The organism is Fusicatenibacter sp., assembly GCF_050872605.1.
Lineage (GTDB): Bacteria > Bacillota > Clostridia > Lachnospirales > Lachnospiraceae > Fusicatenibacter.
This window is the reverse complement of record NZ_JBNMHD010000022.1, coordinates 1-22,125: the sequence shown is the minus strand read 5'-3', so window position 1 is coordinate 22,125 and position 22,125 is coordinate 1. Positions and strand designations below refer to the sequence as shown.

The 22,125-nt window shown below is 50.1% G+C and carries 20 protein-coding genes and 1 tRNA gene; 13 read left to right on the top strand and 8 right to left on the bottom strand.

Features of this window, described 5'->3' with window-relative positions; all coding sequences use genetic code 11:
• Nucleotides 1-41 precede the first annotated feature (41 nt).
• Complete coding sequence (locus tag ACY2VT_RS08175; RefSeq protein WP_461879525.1) at nt 42-971, bottom strand: helix-turn-helix domain-containing protein; 930 nt, start codon at nt 969-971, stop codon at nt 42-44.
• 142 nt (nt 972-1,113) lie between these two features.
• Between ACY2VT_RS08175 and ACY2VT_RS08170 the strand changes: the two genes are divergently transcribed.
• Genes ACY2VT_RS08170 through ACY2VT_RS08160 form a run of 3 tightly spaced genes read left to right on the top strand, consistent with a single transcriptional unit; the run spans nt 1,114 to nt 3,770 of the window.
• Complete coding sequence (locus ACY2VT_RS08170; RefSeq protein WP_461873485.1) at nt 1,114-2,493, top strand: MATE family efflux transporter; 1,380 nt, start codon at nt 1,114-1,116, stop codon at nt 2,491-2,493.
• A complete protein-coding gene (locus ACY2VT_RS08165) occupies nt 2,490-3,110 on the top strand; it encodes a sugar O-acetyltransferase (protein WP_461879524.1) in 621 nt (206 codons plus the stop codon). The genes ACY2VT_RS08170 and ACY2VT_RS08165 overlap by 4 nt, the downstream gene beginning before the upstream one ends.
• A 24-nt stretch (nt 3,111-3,134) precedes the next feature.
• Nucleotides 3,135-3,770 carry a sugar O-acetyltransferase gene (locus tag ACY2VT_RS08160; protein ID WP_461876647.1) on the top strand — a complete coding sequence of 212 codons (636 nt, stop codon included), beginning with the start codon at nt 3,135-3,137 and terminating at the stop codon, nt 3,768-3,770.
• Nucleotides 3,771-3,885: 115 nt separating this feature from the next.
• On the opposite strand, the gene ACY2VT_RS08155 is transcribed toward ACY2VT_RS08160, so the two are convergent.
• Nucleotides 3,886-3,958: transfer RNA gene (locus tag ACY2VT_RS08155), tRNA-Phe, on the bottom strand.
• A 244-nt stretch (nt 3,959-4,202) separates the two neighbouring features.
• On the opposite strand from ACY2VT_RS08155, the gene ACY2VT_RS08150 reads away from it, so the two are divergent.
• The 6 genes from ACY2VT_RS08150 (at nt 4,203) to trmL (ending at nt 10,173) form a co-directional block, all read left to right on the top strand.
• Complete coding sequence (locus tag ACY2VT_RS08150) at nt 4,203-5,954, top strand: B12-binding domain-containing radical SAM protein (protein ID WP_461879523.1); 1,752 nt, start codon at nt 4,203-4,205, stop codon at nt 5,952-5,954.
• 41 nt (nt 5,955-5,995) lie between these two features.
• The gene (locus ACY2VT_RS08145; RefSeq protein WP_461879522.1) at nt 5,996-6,733 is read left to right on the top strand and encodes a 3'-5' exonuclease; all 738 of its coding nucleotides are present in this window, start codon (nt 5,996-5,998) and stop codon (nt 6,731-6,733) included.
• 24 nt (nt 6,734-6,757) lie between these two features.
• The gene (locus tag ACY2VT_RS08140) at nt 6,758-6,916 is read left to right on the top strand and encodes a hypothetical protein (protein ID WP_156327578.1); all 159 of its coding nucleotides are present in this window, start codon (nt 6,758-6,760) and stop codon (nt 6,914-6,916) included.
• Nucleotides 6,917-6,971: 55 nt separating this feature from the next.
• Nucleotides 6,972-8,525, top strand: a complete 1,554-nt coding sequence (locus ACY2VT_RS08135; protein ID WP_461879521.1) for a VanW family protein — start codon at nt 6,972-6,974, stop codon at nt 8,523-8,525.
• 134 nt (nt 8,526-8,659) lie between these two features.
• Nucleotides 8,660-9,640: an AIR synthase-related protein gene (locus ACY2VT_RS08130; RefSeq protein WP_461879520.1), complete on the top strand. Its 981-nt coding sequence runs from the start codon at nt 8,660-8,662 to the stop codon at nt 9,638-9,640.
• Nucleotides 9,641-9,672: 32 nt separating this feature from the next.
• The gene (trmL, locus tag ACY2VT_RS08125) at nt 9,673-10,173 is read left to right on the top strand and encodes a tRNA (uridine(34)/cytosine(34)/5-carboxymethylaminomethyluridine(34)-2'-O)-methyltransferase TrmL (protein WP_173815752.1); all 501 of its coding nucleotides are present in this window, start codon (nt 9,673-9,675) and stop codon (nt 10,171-10,173) included.
• A gap of 42 nt (nt 10,174-10,215) precedes the next feature.
• On the opposite strand, the gene ACY2VT_RS08120 is transcribed toward trmL, so the two are convergent.
• The 4 genes from ACY2VT_RS08120 to ACY2VT_RS08105 all read right to left on the bottom strand — a co-directional run bounded on the left by ACY2VT_RS08120 (nt 10,216) and on the right by ACY2VT_RS08105 (nt 15,343).
• Nucleotides 10,216-10,707 (bottom strand): CinA family protein, encoded by a 492-nt coding sequence (locus tag ACY2VT_RS08120; protein ID WP_173841114.1) that lies wholly within the window; start codon nt 10,705-10,707, stop codon nt 10,216-10,218.
• Between the two features lie 63 nt (nt 10,708-10,770).
• A complete protein-coding gene (locus tag ACY2VT_RS08115; RefSeq protein ID WP_461879519.1) occupies nt 10,771-12,189 on the bottom strand; it encodes a HAMP domain-containing sensor histidine kinase in 1,419 nt (472 codons plus the stop codon).
• Nucleotides 12,189-12,893, bottom strand: coding sequence for a response regulator (locus tag ACY2VT_RS08110; RefSeq protein ID WP_461879518.1), 705 nt, complete (start codon nt 12,891-12,893; stop codon nt 12,189-12,191). Before ACY2VT_RS08110 ends, ACY2VT_RS08115 begins: the two co-directional genes overlap by 1 nt.
• A gap of 74 nt (nt 12,894-12,967) precedes the next feature.
• Nucleotides 12,968-15,343: an endonuclease MutS2 gene (locus ACY2VT_RS08105; protein WP_461879540.1), complete on the bottom strand. Its 2,376-nt coding sequence runs from the start codon at nt 15,341-15,343 to the stop codon at nt 12,968-12,970.
• A gap of 500 nt (nt 15,344-15,843) precedes the next feature.
• On the opposite strand from ACY2VT_RS08105, the gene ACY2VT_RS08100 reads away from it, so the two are divergent.
• From ACY2VT_RS08100 to ACY2VT_RS08085, 4 genes are all read left to right on the top strand, one after another.
• Nucleotides 15,844-17,220, top strand: coding sequence for a S1C family serine protease (locus ACY2VT_RS08100; protein ID WP_461879517.1), 1,377 nt, complete (start codon nt 15,844-15,846; stop codon nt 17,218-17,220).
• A gap of 237 nt (nt 17,221-17,457) precedes the next feature.
• Complete coding sequence (locus ACY2VT_RS08095; protein ID WP_461879516.1) at nt 17,458-18,408, top strand: 3'-5' exoribonuclease YhaM family protein; 951 nt, start codon at nt 17,458-17,460, stop codon at nt 18,406-18,408.
• Entirely contained in the window at nt 18,405-20,066 is a 1,662-nt protein-coding gene (rlmD, locus tag ACY2VT_RS08090; RefSeq protein WP_461879515.1) for a 23S rRNA (uracil(1939)-C(5))-methyltransferase RlmD, read from the top strand. Before ACY2VT_RS08095 ends, rlmD begins: the two co-directional genes overlap by 4 nt.
• A 24-nt stretch (nt 20,067-20,090) precedes the next feature.
• The gene (locus ACY2VT_RS08085; RefSeq protein WP_176933997.1) at nt 20,091-20,339 is read left to right on the top strand and encodes a DUF6061 family protein; all 249 of its coding nucleotides are present in this window, start codon (nt 20,091-20,093) and stop codon (nt 20,337-20,339) included.
• 49 nt (nt 20,340-20,388) lie between these two features.
• Here ACY2VT_RS08085 and ACY2VT_RS08080 read toward each other — a convergent pair whose 3' ends face one another.
• Nucleotides 20,389-21,414, bottom strand: coding sequence for a sensor histidine kinase (locus ACY2VT_RS08080; RefSeq protein ID WP_461879514.1), 1,026 nt, complete (start codon nt 21,412-21,414; stop codon nt 20,389-20,391).
• The gene (locus tag ACY2VT_RS08075) at nt 21,411-22,088 is read right to left on the bottom strand and encodes a response regulator transcription factor (protein ID WP_085531196.1); all 678 of its coding nucleotides are present in this window, start codon (nt 22,086-22,088) and stop codon (nt 21,411-21,413) included. The genes ACY2VT_RS08080 and ACY2VT_RS08075 overlap by 4 nt, the downstream gene beginning before the upstream one ends.
• Between the last annotated feature and the right edge of the window lie 37 nt (nt 22,089-22,125).

The window sequence follows — 22,125 nt, the reverse complement described above, 5'->3', positions numbered from 1 at the left end:
ATTCCTGTCTTTTTTTTACAAAAAAGCGTGAAATAGAAAAATTAAGTTTCGTCGGAAGGTTCCGCTGTCTTTTTCTCCTCTGCCCGCTTCCGGAAATCCCGTGGTGTGCAGTTGTAGGTACGCAGGAAAATCTTGGAATAATAGCTCTGGTGATTAAACCCGCATGCCGTACAGATTTCCGCGATCGACAGCTTTGTGGTGTTTAAAAGATGACAGCTCACCTCGAGCCGGTAGTGATTCAGAAAATCGATCGGGCTCTGGTTCAGATAACGGCGGAAAATCTGGCAGCATTTGTTCCTGCAGACTTTTCCTGCGGCGGCAATCTCGTCGAGGTTGATGGATTCGCTGTAGTGGTTGTAAATATAGGAAACCATATCGCGCTGCACGAGAAGGTCTGGCTCCTGCGGTTTTGCGGCCGTTTCGTCTGGCATCATCGGATGGCTGCGCAGAAGACGGCACCATAAAAGTGACAGAAGTGCGGCAGCTTCCATTTCATAGGCCGCCGGATGATCCTTTTTGATGCGGAGAATTTCAGGCAGAAGCTGCAGCGCTTCGCTATCCTCCGGGTGATATGGCTTTAAGTGAAGATATTCCAGCGACGGATTTGACAGAACCGGTGTGATGTACGACTGGTACAGGACACTGTTCGTTGTAAAAATTTTCGGATGGCACAGAATGCAGATGAAATCACAGTCCTGCCCGCTCTCGGAGTACCCGTAGTGCATCTGGCGGGAATTGACCATGATGGCTTCGCCTTCTTTTAAGAGGACACGTTTTCCGTTAATATAGTAGTTCATCTGACCGGAGCGGACATACAGCCACTCAATATCTTCGTGCCAGTGGCAGAGTGCCCGGTGGTCCGGGTAGGCGGAAAGGAGTCCTTCCTGGATATAAAGCGGAATGCCGACCTCGTCGTAGCGGACAACTTCGGACGCATCCTGCATGATTTTTGTAATAGGATCATTGACCATAAATACATCCTCTTTCGTTTTGTCTAAAAAGTACAATAATGATAAAAAATAAGGAATATTGTCGTAGAAAAAACGCTAAACCTAAGATAATATGATTATAACATATACGTGTATGGAATAAAACAGGAAAAAGGGGAAAAGCATGAAAAATCAGAGAAGAACGAGGGAAAAAGATCCGGAATTTTATCCGAAACTGCTGGCGCTCCTCGTTCCGATGGTGATCCAGAATGTGATGAATGCGCTCGTCAGTGCATCCGATGCCCTGATGGTCGGCACGCTGGACCAGAGCTCGCTGTCGGCGGTCTCTCTTGCCACGCAGATCACGTTTGTGCTGAGCCTGTTCTATGCGGCCATCACCATTGGAACGACCGTCATGGCGGCGCAGTATTGGGGCAAAGGGGATAAAACAGCCGTGGAAAAAATTATGGCGCTCGCTTTCCGGCTTGCAGCAGTCATTTCCGTCATCTTCTTTCTGGCATGTTTTTTTGCCCCGCAGCTTCTGATGCGGATTTTTACGAGTGAGGAGGATCTGATCCGGCTTGGCAGCAGCTATCTGAAAATTGCCGGCTGGTCCTACCTGCTTTCCGGAATTTCACAGGTTTATCTGTGCATCATGAAAAATACGGGAAGAACAACGCGGAGCACAATTTACGGCACGAGTGCCACCGTGCTGAATCTGATCCTGAATGCGATTTTTATCTATGGCTTGTTTGGGGTTCCGAAAATGGCGGTTGCCGGAGCGGCAGTGGCAACTCTGCTGGCACGTATCGTGGAGTTTGGTCTCTGTTTCATCGAAAATATGCGGACCGATACGGTAAAGGTCAGAGTGGAATATCTGCTGAAAAACAGTGGGCTTCTCGGAAAGGATTTTGCACGCTACACAACGCCGATCCTTGCCAATGAGCTCGCCTGGGGCTGCGGGTTTACCATGTTTTCCGTCATCCTCGGCCACATGGGAAGCGATGCGGTTGCAGCGAATTCCATTGCCAACATCACAAAGAACATTCTTCTCTGTGTGGCGTTCGGAATCAGCGGCGGAAGCGGCATCCTCGTGGGAAATGAGCTTGGCGACGGAAATCTGGAAAAAGCGAGAGAGTACGGCGACCGGTTATGCCATCTGGCACTGGCAACGGGAATTATTTCCGGCCTCATTCTGCTGGCGGTAAGTCCGTTGATTGTCCGGGCATGTACGACGATGAGTCCGACGGCAAAAGGCTATCTGCAGGGGATGCTGTTGATCTGTGCCTACTATCTGATCGGAAAGACGATGAATGCGACGGTGGTCGGCGGAATCTTCTGTTCCGGCGGAGACACCCGGTTTGGCATGATCTGCGACACGATCACTCTGTGGGTGATTGTCGTACCGATCGGAGCGCTGGCAGCGTTTGTGTTCAAAGCGCCGGTCATGGTCGTATATTTCTTATTAAATCTCGACGAGATGATCAAACTGCCTGCCGTTTATAAGCATTATAAAAAATATCAGTGGGTGAACAACATTACCAGGGAGGACATGGAATCATGAAAAATGTAGACAGAAGAGATCAGCAGTTACCGTATATTTCCGATGCAGAGGTGATGGAGCAGCAGATGAACGCAAGAAGACTGACCCAGAGGCTCAACACGATCGACCGTTCCGATTTCGACGGGATTGCGGCAATTGTAAAAGAACTGTTTGGAAAATCGGAGGGCGCTTTTGTTAATCCGCCGTTCTACTGCGATTATGGTTCTCATATCGAGGTTGGCAAAAACTTTTTTGCAAATTATAACTGTACGATTCTGGATGTGGCAAAAGTAAAAATCGGTGATAATTGTCAGATGGCGCCGAACGTAGCAATCTATACGGCAGGTCATCCGGTTCACCCGGCGGCCAGAAATTCTGCATATGAATATGGCATTGAAGTGACGATTGGAGACAATGTATGGATCGGCGGAAACACCGTGATTCTGCCGGGCGTGCATATCGGAAATAATGTTGTCATCGGCGGAGGAAGCGTTGTAACAAAAGATATTCCGGACTGGACAATCGCGGCAGGAAATCCGTGCCGTGTCATCCGGAAAATTACAGAAGAGGATAAAAAGTATTATTTCAGAGACCGCAAATTTGATGATGAGGCATGGGAGGTCATCAAAGATCTGTAGGAATCTGAGAGGAAAGGATTTCTTATGGCAAAAACAATGAAAGACAGAATCCGTGAAGGATATCTGTTTACGGATATGTGTGAGGGAATGCCCGCAGAGCGGACGAAAGCAAAACTGCTGATGAAAGCGTTCAATGAGACATCGGCGGAGGAGATTGACAAACGGTTTGAACTGATGGAGCAGATCTTCGGAAAGAAAACAGGCGCATGGATTGAGCCGCCGCTGTATTTCTGCTATGGCACACACATTTCTATTGGGGATGGATGCTACATTAATTTCAACTGCAATTTCGTCGACGACGGCCAGATCACCATTGGTGAACGTGTTATGTTCGGACCGGCGGTTACGATTGCAACAGTTGGTCATCCGATCAATCCGAAAATGCGCGAGTACATGTATACGGATCCGGTGACGATCGGCAATGACTGCTGGATCGGCGGAAACGTAACGATCTGCCCGGGGGTGACAATTGGAGATAACACCGTGATCGGCGCAGGAAGCGTTGTGACAAAAGATATCCCGGCCAACTGCGTGGCAGCCGGAAACCCGTGCCGCGTGATCCGCGAGATCAACGAAAATGATGAGAAGTATTACTACAAAGACCGCCCGATTCTGGCAGAGGATCTGGCGGAAGAGGCGGAACTTCGGAAGAATCCGTAAGTGCTGTCCGGGCAGTGATGCTGATAAAAGAAAAACTCTGTACCGTATTCGGATAAAAATCCGGTGCCGGTGCAGAGTTTTTTGACGTGTATGCTGATTTTGAGCAACAAAAAAATGCCCAGAGCCGGAATCGAACCAGCGACACGAGGATTTTCAGTCCTCTGCTCTACCAACTGAGCTATCTGGGCATTTTGATTTCCTGTTGGAAACCTTTGTTAATATAACATGAATTCACGAAAATTGCAACTGTTTTATCCGAAATCATGAAAAATTTTTCTGCTTTGGAGGGAAAAAGATGATTTCAGAAAAAGGAGTTTTAGGTGGTCTGTGATTTTTTCATGTTTTTGGCGGAATGGCGGTGTATTTTCCCACAAGAATGTGGTAGTATAAAAGGTATGCAAAGAGGAAGCAAGGAGAAAGATTAGAAGTATTATGAAAATTATTCTGACTGCGGTCAACGCAAAATATATTCATTCCAATCTCGCAGTTTACACGCTGCAGGCGAGCGCGGAAAAAGCCGGTGTGTTCCCGGAAATCCGTGAGTTTACGATCAATCAGTCGAAAGATTCCATGCTGCGGAGTCTGTTTCTGGCGCATGCGGATGTCGTCTGCGTTTCCTGCTATATCTGGAATATATCCATCGTCGAGGATTTGATTACCGAATATCACAAAATCAGTCCTAAGACGAAGATCTGGCTTGGCGGACCGGAGGTGTCGTATCATGCGGAGGAGATGCTGGAGCAGTATCCGTTCCTTGCCGGAATTATGAAAGGCGAAGGTGAAGTGACGTTCCGTGAACTGGCCGTATATTATCAGAATCAGGAGAACGGCACAGAAGGGAAAACGTTAACGGAGATCCATGGTATTACATACCGTGATGCAGACGGAGCGATTAAAAGCAACCCATGGCGTCTGGTCATGGATCTGTCCGAAGTGGATTTCCCATACGCGAATCTGAAAAAATTTGAGAACCGCATCATTTATTATGAGTCGAGCCGCGGCTGTCCATTTTCGTGCAGCTACTGTCTTTCCTCGATTGACAAGCGGCTCCGCTTCCGGAATCTGGATCTGGTCAAAAAGGAGCTTGCCTTTTTCCTGGAACAGAAAGTACCGCAGGTCAAATTTGTGGATCGTACGTTCAACTGTAAGAAAGACCACGCGATGGCGATCTGGAAATTCATTGCGGAGCATGACAATGGAGTGACAAATTTCCACTTTGAAATTGCTGCCGATCTGATTACCGAGGAGGAGCTGGAACTCTTAAATACCCTGCGTCCGGGGCTGGTACAGCTCGAGATCGGCGTGCAGTCTACGAATCCGCAGACGATCGAGGCGATCCACCGGAAGATGGACTTTGGAAGAGTGACAGAGATTGTAAACCGGATTGCGAAGGGAAGAAATATTCATCAGCATCTCGATCTGATCGCAGGACTGCCGTACGAGGATTATGCAAGCTTCCGCCGTTCGTTCGCAGATGTCTATGCACTGCGGCCGCAGCAGTTACAGCTTGGATTTTTAAAAGTGCTGCGCGGTTCTTTCATGTATGAGCATACAGCGGAGTATGACTGTCATTATCAGGAGCGCGAGCCATATGAGGTGCTGTACACGAAATGGCTGCCGTATGACGATGTGCTGAAACTCAAAGACGTTGAGGAGATGGTGGAGGTCTACTACAACAGCGGCCAGTTTGTCCATACGCTTCCGATGATCGAGCGTCTGTATGAGAATCCGTTTGATTTCTTCCAGGAGCTCGGCGATTTCTACCGGGCAAAAGGCTACAGCGAAACGGCGCACAACCGGATTGGGCGGTATGAAATTCTGCTCGAATTTTTAAGAGACGAAAAACAGCAGGACGAAGCATTCTTCCGGCAGATGATGGTGCTCGATCTGTATGCGCGTGAAAATATGAAAACACGGCCGCGCTTTGCAAAGGACCCGTCGGAATGGAAAAACGAGTCGCGTGACTTTTATCAGAAGGAAGCCGAAACGAGAACGCTTCTGCCATCGTATACGACATACGATTGGAAGCAGCTGCAGCGCATGACGCATGTGGAAGTTTTTGATTACGATGTGCTCGGAAACGGGGAAAAGGCGCGTATGGTACTCCTGTTTGATTATCAGAAGCGCGATCCGCTGACAGGAAATGCGGAGATGATCGACTGCAGTGAGCTTTTTTACGCTTGACATTTCAAAAGAACATGAGATACTAGAAAAGGTAATAAAATATGAAAATACAAGATTTTGTAGTGCTCGATCTTGAGACAACGGGTCTTTCTGTAAAGGAAGACCAGATTCTGGAGATCGGTGCAGTAAAAGTGCAGGGCGGAGAGGTCACGGCATCGTATGAGACCTTCGTCAATCCGGGCAGAAAAGTGCCGGAGCGGATCACGGAACTCACCGGAATCCGGGATGAGATGATTGCGGATGCGCCCGATGTGGAGAATGCTGTCCGCGGCTTTCTGGATTTCTGCGGCGGCCTGCCGCTTCTGGGGCATAATATTTTGTTCGATTACAGCTTCATCAAGCAGGCAGCGATAAATGCCCGTCTGGACTTTGAAAAAGAAGCGTGGGATACGTTGAAAATTGCACGGAAAGCCCTCCCGGATCTGGAGAGCAGAAGCCTTGAAGCACTCTGCGGCTACTATCAGATCCCGCGGGAACACGCACACCGTGCAATGGACGATGTGCTGGAAACGCTGGCACTGTTCCGAAAACTGGAAGAAGGATTTTCGGAAGATCACCCGGAATGGTTTGCCGCAGCGCCTCTGAAGGCCAAAATGAAACGTGAGGTTCCGGCGACGGAGGCACAGAAAAAATATCTGGCGGATCTGATCCGGTACCATGAGCTGGATCTCGAACCGGAGTGGGGAGCACTCACAAAAAGCCGTGCATCCCGCATGATCGATCAGATTATTCTGGCACATGGAAGAATGGAAAAACGACAGAGAACTGAGAAAAAATAGAAGAAAAAAAGAAAGGATGGAACGATGAGTAATAAAGTCAATCGAAAAGCCCCGACAGAGGCACAGAAAAAGAAGAAAGATCCGCTGGCAAAGAAGAGAAATGCAGCAAAGATGCTGGCATTGATTCTTGCAGTGGTTATGGTGCTTGGTATGGTTCTTCCAGCACTTTTATGGCTGGTGTAAAGAGATTCTGTAAAAGACAGATTGAAATGGGAAACGGATCAAGAAGAGGCACAGTATGAAAAACAGCAGAAAAATGAGAGTCCTGCTGGTGATGCTTATCGCATTCGCATTCTGCTTTCTGGCAGAACCAGTCAAAGCGGATGACCGGACAGCGCTGGACGGAATCTATGTAGAAGACATTTCCGTCGGCGGTATGACCGAAGAGCAGATCACACAGGCAGTAAACGACAAAATTGAACAGTTAAAACCCTCGGTTATCAACCTGTCTGCCGGAGAGCAGAATGCACAGGTGACAGCAGGGGATCTCGGACTTTCCTGCGCCAACCCGGAGGTGGCAAGAGAAGCCGTCACAATCGGGCAGGAAGGCAATGTACTGAAGCGGTTCCTGACACAGAACCGGCTCAAAAAGGGAGAGACGGTGACGTTTTCCCTGAAATATACAGTCGATGGCGAGGCAGCGCGCCAGGCGGTAGAAAACAACACGGCCGTGCTGAACCGCGAGGCAACAGATGCAACGCTGACCCGCGAAAACGGCGAATTTATCGTCAATCCGGGCCAGACCGGATGCAGCGTCAACGTGGATGAGTCCACGGCGAAGGTTGTCAATTACCTGACGACAAGCTGGCGGGGCGGCATCGGCGGCGTAGAACTGGTAACAGAAGAAACACCGGCAGGCGGCAATCCGGAGCAGCTTGCACTTGTCAAAGATCTGCTCGGCGAGGGTACGACGGAGTATGGCAACGGTACGAGCGGCAGAAAACAGAATGTCGCAGTCGGCGCAGAGAAGATTAACGGAACGCTGGTACAGCCGGGCGAGGAATTTTCCGTAGAGGCGGTCGTTGTGCCGTTTGATGCGGAAAATGGTTATGCACTGGCGGCATCATATGAGATGGGCAAGGTCGTCGATTCGTACGGCGGCGGTATCTGCCAGGTTTCCACAACGCTTTATGTTGCGGTTCTGAAAGCGGAACTTGAGGTGACGGAGCGGTACAGCCATTCCATGATTGTCCACTATGTGGATCCGTCGATGGATGCGGCGATTGCAGAAGGATTGAAAGACCTGAAATTCGTGAACAACACCGATGCGCCGATTTACATTGAGGCGAGCGCGGATGGAAGCACCCTGCATTTTGCCATCTATGGCCATGAGACGAGAGATCCGAACCGCACGGTCCGCTATGAGAGTGAGACGACAAGCACGGAGGATCCGACGCCGAGCCTGACGGAAGATGCGAATACATCGTTTGGAACAATTGAACAGACATCGTACGGCTATCAGGGTTCGACGGCGCGGCTGTGGAAGATTGTGAATGACAATGGAAATGAGAAGAAGGAGCAGGTGAATTCCAGCACTTACCGCATGACATCGAATGTCTATACCGTGGGAACAAAGACGGACAATGCAGCGGCGCGTGCGGAAATGCAGGCGGCGATTGCGGCAAATGATCTTGCAAAAGCAAAGGAAGTTGCAGCGAAATACAGCCAGAGCAGTTCGTCATCGAGTTCTTCGGAGAAGAAGGAAGACAGCAGCGATGATTCGGATTCGGATGATACGGAAAAGACGGACGACAGCAGCAATACAGAGAAAACGGAGGACGATGAGGACTAGGCGTTTTCTGGTTACTGTTCGCTGGGAACCAGTGAACTGTAACATTTTCCGTGAAAAATGGGAAAGCAGAGGGAAAAGGAGTACGGATTCCGTCTGCTTTTTCGTTGAAACAGGAAGTTCGAGGAGGACAAGGGATGCGAAAGGGTAAATTACAGCAGAGCGTGCTGGTGCGCTCGGTGTTTAAGATGCTGGGGCAGAAAAGAGAGGACGCAGCGGGGCCGGCGGTCGGACGCGGGGTATCGGCAATTGCAGGAGAAAAGGAGATGCAGGTGTTTTCGTGTGTGCCGGTGCTGGTGAAGGATCCGGAGGACGCGGTGCTCGCGGTCTGCCGGGTGTGCAACAGTGTGGCTGCGGCGGGGGCATCGGCAAAAGGAGTGCTGGTGTCGCTGATGCTGCCGGAGGCGATGGAAGAAAAGGATTTAAAGGAGCTGATGCGGGCGGTTGACGGTGCGTGTGTGCGGTATGGAACTGCGGTGATTGGCGGGCATACGGAGGTGACGGGCGGGGTTTCGTATCCGGTGCTTACCGTGACGGCGGCAGGCGGGACAACGCGTGCGGGGCTGTTTGATCCGTCGTGTGTGACAGCGGATTTGGATCTTGTCGTGACGAAGGGGATTGCGCTCGGCGCGGTGTCTTATCTGGCAAAGACAAGAAGGGATGAGCTTCTGACGAGATTTTCTCCGGGATTTATCCATGGGGCGGCGGATTTTTCGGAGGATTACTCTGTCTGCCGTGAGGCGGAGATTGCGGTCGAGCACGGTGCGGCTGCGATGCAGGATCTCTCGGAGGGCGGGATTTTCGGGGCGCTCTGGGAGATGGCGGACGGCGCGGGTGTCGGGCTTGATGTGGCATTGAAGAGGATTCCGATCCGGCAGGAGACGGTGGAGATCTGTGAGTTTTTCGGGGTGAATCCGTATCAGATGCTTTCGACGGGATCGCTGCTGATTGCGGCGGCGGACGGCGAGGGGCTGGTGCAGAAAATGGCACTCGAAGGGATTCCATCGGCGGTGATTGGACGGACGACATCCGGGAAGGACCGGATTCTCCGGAATGGGGAAGAGGTCCGGTATCTGGACAAGCCGCAGATGGATGAGATGTACCGGGTTGGCAGATAAGGCTTAAATATACGACAGGAGTGATTGGTAAAATGGCACATTTGAATATTGTTCTTCATGAGCCGGAGATTCCGGCAAATACAGGCAACATCGGACGGACGTGTGTGGCGACGGGGACGAGGCTGCATCTGATTAAGCCGCTGGGGTTTGATATTTCGGACAAGGCGGTGAAGCGCGCGGGGTTGGATTACTGGCCGAAGCTGGATGTGACGGTGTATGAGAGTTACGAGGATTTTCTGGAGAGAAATCCGGGGGCGAAGATTTACTATGCGACGACGAAGGGGCCGCAGACGTATGTGGATGTGCAGTATGAAGAGGACTGCTTTATTATGTTCGGGAAGGAAAGTGCGGGGATTCCGGAAGATATTCTGTATGACAATCAGGAGACGGCGGTGCGGATTCCGATGATTAATGATATCCGGTCGCTGAACCTTTCAAATTCCGTGGCGATCGTACTGTACGAGGCACTGCGGCAGAATAACTTTGACCATATGCAGCTCGCGGGGCATTTGCGGACGCATGAGTGGAGGTAGACGGACGGGACTCTGGTGATCGTAGACGGAGCTGCATTCTTTTTATAAGGAAGAAGTTAAGATCATTTCCAATTCGGCGAAGACCTGCTCGGCGTAAAGCTGTTTGATTTCGTGGCGGGTCATGCTGGAGACGTTGGTCTGGAAGGTGAAGGTGTGGGCTTGGGCTTTGTATAAAATACAGAAGTAGACGACGCCCTGTACGCTGTCAGCGTTGTTGGGGTCGAGATTTCCGGTTGTGCCGGTGATTCCGATGGCGATGGCGGTGTGCAGGTTTTCTTGTACTGTGCGGGCCATGGCTTCGGCGCATTCGGGGGAGTAGACGCCGTGGATTTCGATGACGGAAGGGTCGACGCCGACGAGGACTTTGGTTTCGTTCAGATACGTTACGTAGCCGCCGGGGAAAATGGCGGAGGCGCCTTCGGTGTCGGTGATCAGGGAGGCGATCAGGCCGGAAGTGCAGCTTTCCATGGTGGAAATGGTGGTGTGGGATGCAATGAGCTGTTTGATGATGGAATCAATGGTGTTTGGGTTCATAGTGAAAATTACCTCCAGAGTTAGTTTGATATGTCTGGCAAAAAAGCCCCTCGGCGGAGGGGCTTATTTTGGTGCTTCGCCTTTGGCGAGTGTAAAGATAAATTCCGTACCAACGCCCTCTGTACTGATGACATTGATATTCTGGTTATGCGCAGCGATGATCTCTTTGACGATCGAAAGTCCCAGTCCCGTTCCTTTGCGGTCTTTTCCGCGGGAGGCATCGAGCTTGTAGAAGCGCTCCCAGATTTTGGTAATGCTTGCCTTTGGAATGCCGCAGCCGGTATCCTTGACGGAAACGAAGACTTTTCCGTGCTTCTCCGTTGTCTCGACCGTGATGGTGGAATCGTTGTTGCTGAATTTGATTGCATTATCAATCAGATTGTACAGCACCTGCTGGATTTTTCCCATATCGGCGCAGACATACAAAGTACGCGATGCGAGGATCAGTGAAATGGAAATCCGCTTTTTCGTGCAGGTTCCCTCAAACGAAGCGGCGGTATCCTTGATGACGGCGTTGATGTCAAACGAGGTCAGATCGAGCATATTCCCTTTATCGTCGATGTCGTTCAGCGTCAGCAGGCTCTGCGTCAGCTTGTGCAGCCGTTCTGTCTCAAACAGAACGATTTTCAGATATTTTTCCTGCATTTCCGGCGGAATCGTTCCGTCGAGGATTGCCTCCACGTAGCCTTTGATCGAGGTCAGCGGTGAGCGGAAGTCGTGAGAGACGTTCGCCACAAATTTCCGCTGGTATTCGCCGGTCTTGTTCAGCTCGCCGGACATGTAGTTCAGCGTGGAAGCGAGATACCCCATCTCATCGTGAGATTTAACATCAATTTTGTGGGTCAGGTTGCCGGAGGCATACTCCTTTGCACCGTTGATGATCTTTTTCAGCGGCCTGTACACGACGAGGGAGAAAAAGATCAGAATCACAAACGAGAGTCCGAACACGAGCAGGAACAGAAAATCAATCCGCGCCAGCAGACTTTCCCTCTGCTGATAGACGTCCTGCAGCGGAAGGTGGATGGCGACATAGCCTTTGATCCGCAAATTGGAGGTGACGGGAACCATGACGCTCAGCATCTTGTCTTCAAAATAGCCGAAAAACGTTCCCGTGCTGTAATACTCGCTGCCGAGCGCAACCGGATCAAAACCGTCGATGATCTCCGGGTTTTCCTCATCGAGTGCAGCTGCCGTGTTCAGCAGAATTTCCCCGTCTGCGCTGATGAGCCAGATCCGGGAATTGTGATAGGAAGCCAGTGCACTGAGCGAATTGTAAAGATCCGTCAGGGAACGCTCACTGTGGTAATAAAGGTCGCCCTGTCTGGAAGCGATCTGCGTGGCCTCCCGGTACAGACTGGTGCTCGCGCTGGAGACCAGACTGTCCTCCACCATGCGGGAGCCGACCGTTGAGATCAGCGTAAAGCCGGCAATGGCGAGAATGACATAAATGAGAATTAATTTCCGGTAAAGCGTGCGTCGCATTATTTTTTGACCTCAAACTTGTAACCGATGCCCCAGACCGTCGTGATGGCCCAGGAGGCATGGTCCTTGATTTTTTCGCGGAGACGTTTGATATGAACGTCTACCGTGCGGGTATCGCCGATGTACTCATAGCCCCAGATATGGTCGAGGAGCTGTTCCCGCGTAAAGACCTGGTTTGGTGAGGAAGCAAGGAAGTAGAGAAGCTCCAGTTCCTTCGGCGGCATATCGACGGTGCGGCCCTGGTAAATGACGGAATAGTTCGTCTGGTTGATGATAAGATCCGGGTACTCGACACATTTTCCTGCGGTCGCGGACACCGGGATCGTGCGTGATGGCTGAAATCTCCGCAGCACTGCTTTCACACGGGCAACGAGCTCCTTGGAATCAAATGGTTTGATGATGTAGTCATCCGCGCTGAGCTCCAGGCCGAGGACTTTGTCGAACACCTCGCCCTTTGCCGAGAGCATGATGATCGGAACATCGGAATCGTGCCGGATTTCGCGGCAGACCTGGTAGCCGTCCATGCCGGGCAGCATCAGGTCGAGCAGAATCAGGTTCGGCTGGAAGGAGTGAAACTCCCGGACAGCCTCTTCTCCATCGTTTACAATTTTTGTGTCATAGCATTCCTTGGTCAGATAGAGAGAAATCAGTTCTGCGATATTGTTATCGTCATCGACGATCAGAATTTTCTGTTTGGAAGCCATAAAAGATTCTCCTTCACTGGGGACAGGACGAAACCGCATACAGTATGCGTTCCGTCCCATATTTTCCTGAGTTTTTATTTCTTAAACGTAACAATCGTAACGCCGGCATCGCCCTCGCCGAATTCCGCTAAATGGAAGTCCGCTACGTGTTTCTGGCGGCGCAGATAATTGTGAATGCCTTTCCGCAGTGCGCCCGTTCCTTTGCCGTGGACAACGCGGACACTCGGCAGATGGGAGAGATAAGCGTCATCGAGATATTTGTCGAGTTCGGCAACCGCTTCATCCACCGTTTTTCCGAGCAGATTGATTTCGGTAGAAATCGTGGCAGCCTTGGAAAGCTTCGATTTTCCGCTGCTTGTGCGGGAAATGGACGGGCCGGTGATGACAGCCTCGTCGATCAGCACAAGGTCGGAGATATGCACTTTGGTCCGCATGATACCCATCTGGACGAAGAGATTTCCCTTCGAATCCGGGCGGGTGCTGACAGTACCTTTGAGATTCATGCTTAAGACTTTGACGGCATCGCCGAGATGAAGATCCTGCGGGCGGAGATTTCCGGTGCGCTTCGGCACTTCCTTCGCCTTTTTCTTATCGAGCTTGTTCATCTTTTCACGCAGAGCGGTACGTTTCTGCTCCATTTCGCGGACGGAAACATTCTCTTTTCCAAATTTCTGGAAATCGCGCATCGTCTGGTCGGCGTATTCCTTCGCCTCGCGGAGAATTCTCTGTGCCTCCTCGGTTGCATTGGAGATCATCTTTTCTTTTCTTGCGTCGATCTGTTCCTGATTCTTGGCAAGGCTCTGCTTCAGGGATTCGACTTCCGCGCGGGTGCGGGCAAGCTCTTCTTTTTCGCGTTCCAGCGTGATCCGGTTCTGCTCGAGAGTGGTCAGAACGTCCTCAAACGATTCATCCTGCTCGCTGATTTCGTCTTTTGCCTTGTTGATGATGTAGTCCGGCAGGCCGAGTTTGCTGGAAATCGCAAACGCATTACTCTTTCCAGGAACGCCGACGAGCAGGCGGTATGTCGGGCTTAAAGTCTCGACATCGAATTCACAGCAGGCATTCTCCACGCCCGGTGTGGATAAGGCATAGATTTTCAGTTCACTGTAGTGTGTCGTTGCCATGGTGCGGATGCCGCGCTCGTGGAGCGTAGAGAGGATCGCGATGGCAAGCGCCGCGCCCTCTGTCGGGTCGGTACCGGCGCCGAGCTCATCGAACAGGACGAGGGAATTGCGGTCTGCCTTGTCGAGGAAGGAAACCACATTCGTCATGTGGGAGGAGAAGGTACTCAACGACTGCTCGATGCTCTGCTCATCACCGATATCGGCGTAAACCTCGTCGAAAACGGAAAGGGAGGAGCGGTCGAGTGCCGGAATGTGAAGTCCGGACTGGCCCATCAGTGTTAAGAGTCCGACCGTCTTTAAGGAAACCGTCTTACCGCCGGTATTCGGTCCGGTGACGATCAGAAGGTCGAAATCTTCGCCGAGCGACAGATCAATCGGAACGACTTTTTTCGCATTGATCAGCGGGTGGCGTGCCTTGCGCAGGTGGATTTTACCTTCGGTGTTGAAGATCGGCTCATTGGCGTTCTGCTCCATTGCAAGAGCGGCGCGCGCGAAGATGAAGTCAAGCTCCACCATGTTTTCGAGGTCGTAACGGATCTCATCGCGGTGCAGGTCTGCCTGGGCACTCAACGTAGAGAGGATGACCTCGATTTCTTTTGATTCTTCGATTTCCAGCTCACGGATATCGTTGTTCAGTTTGACAACGGCCATCGGCTCGACAAAGAAGGTGGAACCGGTCGAGGACTGGTCATGTACCATGCCAGGAACCTGGCCTTTGTACTCGGATTTGATCGGGATACAGTAGCGGCCGTCGCGCATCGTGATGACGGCATCCTGCAGATACGTGCGGTAGGAACCGTTGACGAGCGAGATTAACTGGCTGTGGATTTTTTCCTCACACGATTTGATGGAACGACGGATGCGGCGCAGATTCGGGCTTGCATCATCGCTGATTTCATCCTCGGAGAGAATACAGCGGCGGATTTCCGTGGAAAGCAGCGTCAGAGGCTCCAGTGTTTCGAAGAGATCTTCGAGGCTGTCCGGCGTCTGGTCCGCATTTTCGCGGCGGCCGTACGCTTTGACGCGTGCCGTGTTTTCCAGAAGTGCGGCGGTCTGCAGAAGCTCCGTGATGTTCATGGAGCTGCCGATTTCGAGACGCTTTAATGCGCCGCGGATATCTTTGGCATCACCAAAGGAAATGTGGCCTTTTTTAAAGAGCCGGGTGAGCGCGTCGTGTGTCTCGTGCTGCATCCGCGTAATCTGGGAGAGGGAAGAAGAAGGAACGAGCTCCAGACATTTCTTCCGGCCCAGCGGAGAACTGGCATACGAAGCCAGTTGTTCGATAATTTTGTCGTATTCGAGCGTTTTTAATGCTTTCTGATTCATAATACTTACCTTTTCGTAATTCATAATTCAGTCATTGTCTACAGATAATGCGGTATTTTTGATGCAATACCGCACGGATCTGATGTTACAGTTTACAGGTACCCTGCGAACTGTAACATTCGCAGCCCTCATTTAAAGTTTTGCTTCGCAAAAGGAGGGCTGCTCACACCTGAATCACTTTCTTACGCAGCGAAACAGCAAGTGTTTCACTGCTGAGTGAACAGTAGCGATCTGATCATATATCTGCACGGGAAGTACAGACCGGAAGTGGAATGTGGGTCACAGGTTTTTCCACTCCACCAATTATACCTTAAAAAAGAAAAGAAAGAAACCCCAAGAACGAGAAAATCAAGGATGTTGCGCAAATGAGAAAAAAATGTAACAGTCTTCATAAAATGTTCATATCTATCTGGTAAAGTTTTTATATATGTGAAGATTGCGGAAGCGCATATGCGCAGAGCAGTTCGGTATGGAATACAGATGTATGGAGAAAGAAATGTATGGAAAATGACCCAAAACCTTACAAATTCATGAAAGAGAGCATCAAAAAGCAGCCGCCCGACTGGAAAAAGATTGTTCTTCTGATTGCCGGATGGCTGGCACTTGCGGCGCTTGGCGGTCTGGTTGCGGCCGCAGTATTTGCGGTGACAGAGCCAAAGATTGCAGAAGCAGTTACCAGGGAAGAGCCGCCGGCGAAAGTGGATATCCCGGGAGATGAGGATCCAAACAGCGGACAGGAGCCGGATGAGACAATTACCGCATCTTCGGCGAGTGCGTCGGTAGACAGCAGCGGCTCCGGTTCGGAAATCAGCAGTTCTACAGTGGATAGCAGTACTTCAGAAAGCAGTGTATCCGAAAGTACGGTTTCTGAAAGCACAGAGGAGAACGGAGCGGCAGAGGGAACGGAAAGCAGCCTGAAAAATTATGAAGCGCTCTATCAGGATATGCTGGGAGTAACGGAAAAACCAAAACGAGCTCTGGTCACCGTCATCGGCATTACCAATCAGATGGACTATTTTAACCAGAACTACGAAAATCAGCAGCAGATTTCCGGTCTGATTGTTGCGGACAATGGACAGGATCTCTTCATTCTGACGGAATACCGCATCGTGGAAAATGTAGAGCGGATTCAGGTTACCTTCTGGGATGAGACGATGGTGGATGCCACATACCAGCGCCACGATCCGAGCACCGGCCTTACGATTGTGAAGGTGGACGAATCGAAGCTGGATGAGGGAACACGGGACGGTCTTGTAGTTGCGCCGCTCGGCAGTTCATATCTCGTCAGCCAGGGCGACCCGGTCGTTGCGGTCGGAAGTCCAGTCGGCTACAGCGATTCGATTGCGTACGGCGTGGTGACTTCGGTTACGAACAAGATTTCCGCGCTGGACAATGAGTACAATCTGCTGACCACCGACATCCTCGGCAGTACGGACGGCAGCGGCATTCTGGTAAATCTCGACGGTGAAATCGTCGGTATTATTGCGCAGAGTTACAGCGCCAAGGGAAATAACGTGGTGACGGGCATTGCGATTTCCCAGATCAAAAAGCTGATCGAAAATCTTTCCAATAACGTGAGCCGCGCATATATCGGCATCCGCGGACAGGACGTCACAGAAGAACTTTCCGATAAAACCGGCATCCCAAAAGGCGTTCTCATCAGCCGCGTCGCAGACGATTCTCCGGCGATGATGGCGGGCATGAAAGAGTACGATGTGATTGTAAAGCTCGGGGAGCACAAGGTTGAGACGATCAAACAGTACCATGAACAGCTTGGCAAATACAGCACAGGAGACGTGGTTACTGTGACGGCGATGCGGAAAGGCGCCGAAGGGTATGCGGAGATGACGTTTGATGTGACGATTGGGGAAGTATAAAAAACAGAGGCTTTCGGGAGCAGAAAAAGCCGGTTTCAGCCGGTGGGGCTTCCGGAAGCTTTTCTTTTCGAATGGTTTTCCACTGGCGGATGAAAAAATACGTGCATTCTGCAGGAAAATCTGGTAGAATTGGTAAGGCATGCAGGAGCACAGGCTTTGCATCATAAAAACGGCATCATAGAAACAAAAACGGAACACTGTGTCCGCATTTATTTTAGAAAAAGAGGATTTATTTTTATGAAGTATATCAACGAACTCCGGGAAGGAAACCGCATTTCCGGAATTTATCTCTGCAAACATAAACAGTCGGCTGTTACCAAAAACGGAAAACAGTACGAAAACGTGATCTTACAGGATAAAACCGGTACGATCGATGCGAAAATCTGGGATCCGAATTCTATGGGAATCCGTGAATTTGAAGCACTGGATTATGTAGATATTATGGGAGATGTTTCCAGTTTCAATGGAGCACTTCAGGTTTCCATTAAAAATGCAAGAAAAGCGGAAGAGGGCGAATATAATCCGGCGGATTATCTGCCGACGAGCCGTTACGACGTCAATACGATGTATCAGGAGCTGCTCTCCTGGATCGGAACGGTGAAAAATCAGTATCTCTCCGAACTGCTGACGTATTATTTCATCCAGGATCAGGAGACCGCAAAACGGTTCCGCATGAGCTCTGCGGCAAAAAGCGTGCATCACGGATTCGTCGGCGGCCTTTTAGAGCATACGTTAAGTGTCACCCGTTTCTGCGATTTTATGGCAAAATCGTATCCGATTCTGAACCGTGATCTGTTGATTACAGCGGCAATTCTGCACGATATCGGAAAAACGAAAGAGCTCTCATTATTTCCGCAGAATGATTACACCGACGACGGACAGCTTCTTGGCCACATCATGATCGGTGCGGAGATGGTACACGATGCGGCGCAGAAGATCGACGGTTTCCCACAGGAACTCGAGAATCAGTTAAAGCACTGCATTCTGGCGCACCACGGCGAGCTGGAATACGGTTCCCCGAAAAAACCGGCAATGGTAGAGGCGGTAGCGCTGAACCTGGCGGACAATGCCGATGCCAAAATGGAAACCCTGACCGAGCTGTTTGACGCAGCGCCGGCCGGCAATGAGTGGCTTGGCTACAACCGGTTCTTTGAGTCCAACATCCGCAGAACAGGAGACTTTTCATGAGCTATCAGAAAAATGATGTACTGACGGTGAAAATTGAAGATATGGGACACGACGGAGAGGGTATAGGCAAATGTGAGGGCTATACCCTCTTTGTCAAGGACACCGTCATCGGCGATCTTGCCGAGGTAAAAGTGATCAAAGCAAAGAAAAATTACGGCTACGCGCGGCTGATGCGATTGATCAAGCCCTCGGAACACCGCGTCGAGCCAATCTGCCCGGTTGCACGTCCCTGCGGCGGATGTCAGCTTCAAATGCTCGACTACGCAGAACAGCTGCGGTTTAAAGAAAAAAAGATCGCTGAAAATCTTCAGCGCATCGGAGGTATGATCGAAATACCGATGGAGCCGATTGTAGGGATGGAAACTCCGTTCCGCTATCGAAATAAAGCACAGTTTCCAATCGGCCAGGATAAAAACGGAAAACGGATCACTGGATTTTATGCGGGAAGAACGCATCAGATTATGGAAAACCGGAATTGTTATCTTGGAGTGGAACAAAATGAAGAAATCCTGAACCGTGTGCTTACGTGGATGGAAGAGAACCGTGTTTCGGCATACAACGAAGAGACCGGCAAAGGCCTGGTACGTCACGTTCTGATCCGGTTTGGATTTACAACGAAAGAGATTATGGTCTGTCTGGTTGTGAACGGAAAGAAGCTGCCGGCAGAGGAAAAACTGATCGGCTCTCTGACGGAACTGAAAGGAATGACGAGCATTTCACTTAGCGTAAACCGTGAGCGAACCAACGTTATCATGGGGAAAGAAATCCATTGTCTTTGGGGACAGAGCTATATCACCGACTATATAGGAAATGTAAAATACCAGATTTCCCCACTGTCGTTTTACCAGGTCAATCCGGCCCAGACCGAAAAGCTGTATGGCCTTGCCCTGGAATATGCGGGTCTTACCGGTAATGAAACCGTTTGGGACTTGTACTGCGGCATCGGAACAATTTCGCTGTTCCTTGCACAGAAAGCAAAAAAAGTTTACGGTGTGGAAATTGTCCCGGAAGCGATTGCGGATGCAAAAAATAATGCAAAAATCAATCAGATCGAAAATGCAGAATTTTTCGTTGGAAAATCCGAAGAAATACTTCCGTCCTATTACAACCAGTACGCCAAAGACCACCCGGGCGAACAGGCGCATGCCGATGTCATTGTCGTCGATCCGCCGCGCAAAGGCTGTGAAGAAAATCTCCTCCACACCATGGCCAGCATGCAGCCGGACCGGATTGTGTATGTCTCATGCGATTCCGCGACACTCGCACGTGATGTGAAGGTGCTCGGGGAACTGGGGTATGAAGTGAAGAAGGTAAGAGGGGTTGATCAGTTTCCGATGACGTGCCATGTTGAGACGGTTGTCTTGCTTTCCAAGGGTGAGGTCGACTCGAAAAAGATTCGGGTTGAGTTCTCTTTGGAAGATATGGATATGTCCGAATTTCAGGATGGGGCAACCTACACCCAGATTAAGGACTATGTGCTGGAGCATAGCGGGTTAAAGGTATCCAACCTGTATATCTCACAAATTAAGCGAAAATGTGGGATTGGGGTTGGTAAGAATTATAATTTGCCGAAGTCCGAGGATTCCAGACAGCCACAGTGCCCACCGGAAAAAGAGAAAGCAATCCGAGAAGCATTCAAATATTTTGGGATAATCTAACATCCCGCAGAATGGAGGTTTCTTATGGATAGATTGATTTCTTGTGAGTTCAACATGGATACCGCCTGTGTAGAACTGAAATTCTTAGATGGCAGCATGATTGCCATGGATACCATTGCTGTCGAGAATGAGGTTGCCGACAATATGTATCAGCGGTCAGAGCTGGACTATCTGATCTACAATGACCCGATTGGATATGCAGACCTTATCTTGAACGGCGATCCCGAAACTTATTTGAGAACCGTCACAGAATATAAACCTTTGGATAGCTGACAACACGTTACCCGCAGGAGAAAATCCTGCGGGCGTTTTTCCGTTTATATTATTTCCCTCCGTTGGATCTCAATTTAGGAAAGAAGATGACAATCTTGAAGCCCTTTCCCCACTGGGAAGCTGCTTCCAGATGAAGATTTAGATCGTCGGCCATCTTCTTAACTAGGTAAAGTCCCATACCGGTAGCCTTCTTTCTGCTGTCAGTAGAATCCCCGGTAAAGCCCTTTTGAAAAATGTACGGCAGATCATATTTTTTTACGCCAATGCCGTTATCTTCAACAGAAAGGATATCTGCGGTCTCCGAATGTATCATGGAAATCGTAAGCATGGGACTATCGCTGCTATATTTGATGGCATTGCTAACGATTTGTCCCAACATAAACTGAAGTCCTCTACGGTCTGTATAGACTGTTTCAGATTGCAGTTTGTTGAGAATGACAAAATGCTTCTCTTCAAGAAGTGGGGCATAGTCCTCCAGAACTTCACCCAAGCAGTCATTCAAATTGACATCCTCAAATCGGTAATCCTTTGTACTGCTCTTCAACCGGGCATAGTACAGCATCTGCGTGACATCCTCCTGAAGCTGACTGCGGACATAATCCAGCTTTGCTTGCAGGGAAGGAGAGATTTCATCGTTCCGGTTATCCAAGAGCATGGTCAGCAACGATAGGGGCGTTTTCGCTTCATGTGCCCAGCCCTCCACGTATTCTTCATAGTCCCGTAGGGCATCCGCCATATTGTTACTCTCGTTTTTGTATTCCCGTAAAACCGAAGCCAAAAATCGGACAGATTCTCCTTCTTTCTGACTAATGGCACTGAGCAGCCGTTCTTCATTGCAGATGGTAGGATCACTGAGGAAATCCCGGAACAGTTCCATGTGGGTGTTCTCCCTCTTGTTTAGTACAAACAGAATCGCTGAAAACAAAAGGATGCTCGTCAGAACTACTAACCCGATCAAGGTTTGAAATGCCTGAATGTCAGAAATCCAAAGAATGACAGCACAAAAGCAATCCACGCCCAGCAGCAACAGAAGCCAGGGGTAGTACCGTTCTATCATGTGCCAAAGCTGCTTCATAGAGACACCTCCGCTTCCAAACGGTAGCCCATTCCTCGAACTGCAACGATTCGCTGCTTCATTTCAAGGGCGGACATCGTTTTTTTCAGCCGGGTCAGGTTAACCTGCAAGGCATTTTCATCTATGTATTCCGTAGTTCCCCACAGTGCCATGCAAAGCTGCTCCGTTGTAACCAGTGCATCACCACTTGCCAAGAGAGCAACCAACAGTTTTCCCTGATTTTTTGGAAGCACCACAGAGGTGTTATGAATATAAAGTGTGTAGGTCTGCTGGTCCAACAAGAAGTCCAATCCCTCTATGAGGTTGGTACGACCTTCATACCTTTTGAGAATATTGGATACCCTGGCGAGAAGTCGGTCTTTTCTGCACGGCTTCGTCAAATATTCATCTGCACCCAACTGGAACGCTTGCAGTTCATCCTTTACCTGATCTCTGGAAGTCAGCACCAGGATGGGGATAGCGGTTTTATTCTTTAACTCCTGGCAGATTTGAAAGCCACTGATTTCTGGTAAATTCAGGTCTAAGATCACGAGGTCAGGACGGAGGGCTGCCAAGAGCCGAGCGGCATCTTCAAACTCGGTGATTGCCTCCACAAGATACCCGTCCTTTTGGAGCATATTGCAGAGTTCTTCCCGCATATAGACTTCATCTTCCACAACAGCAATTCTTTTCACGACAGCACCTCCTTCCAAATTATTCTTCTCTCTGTGG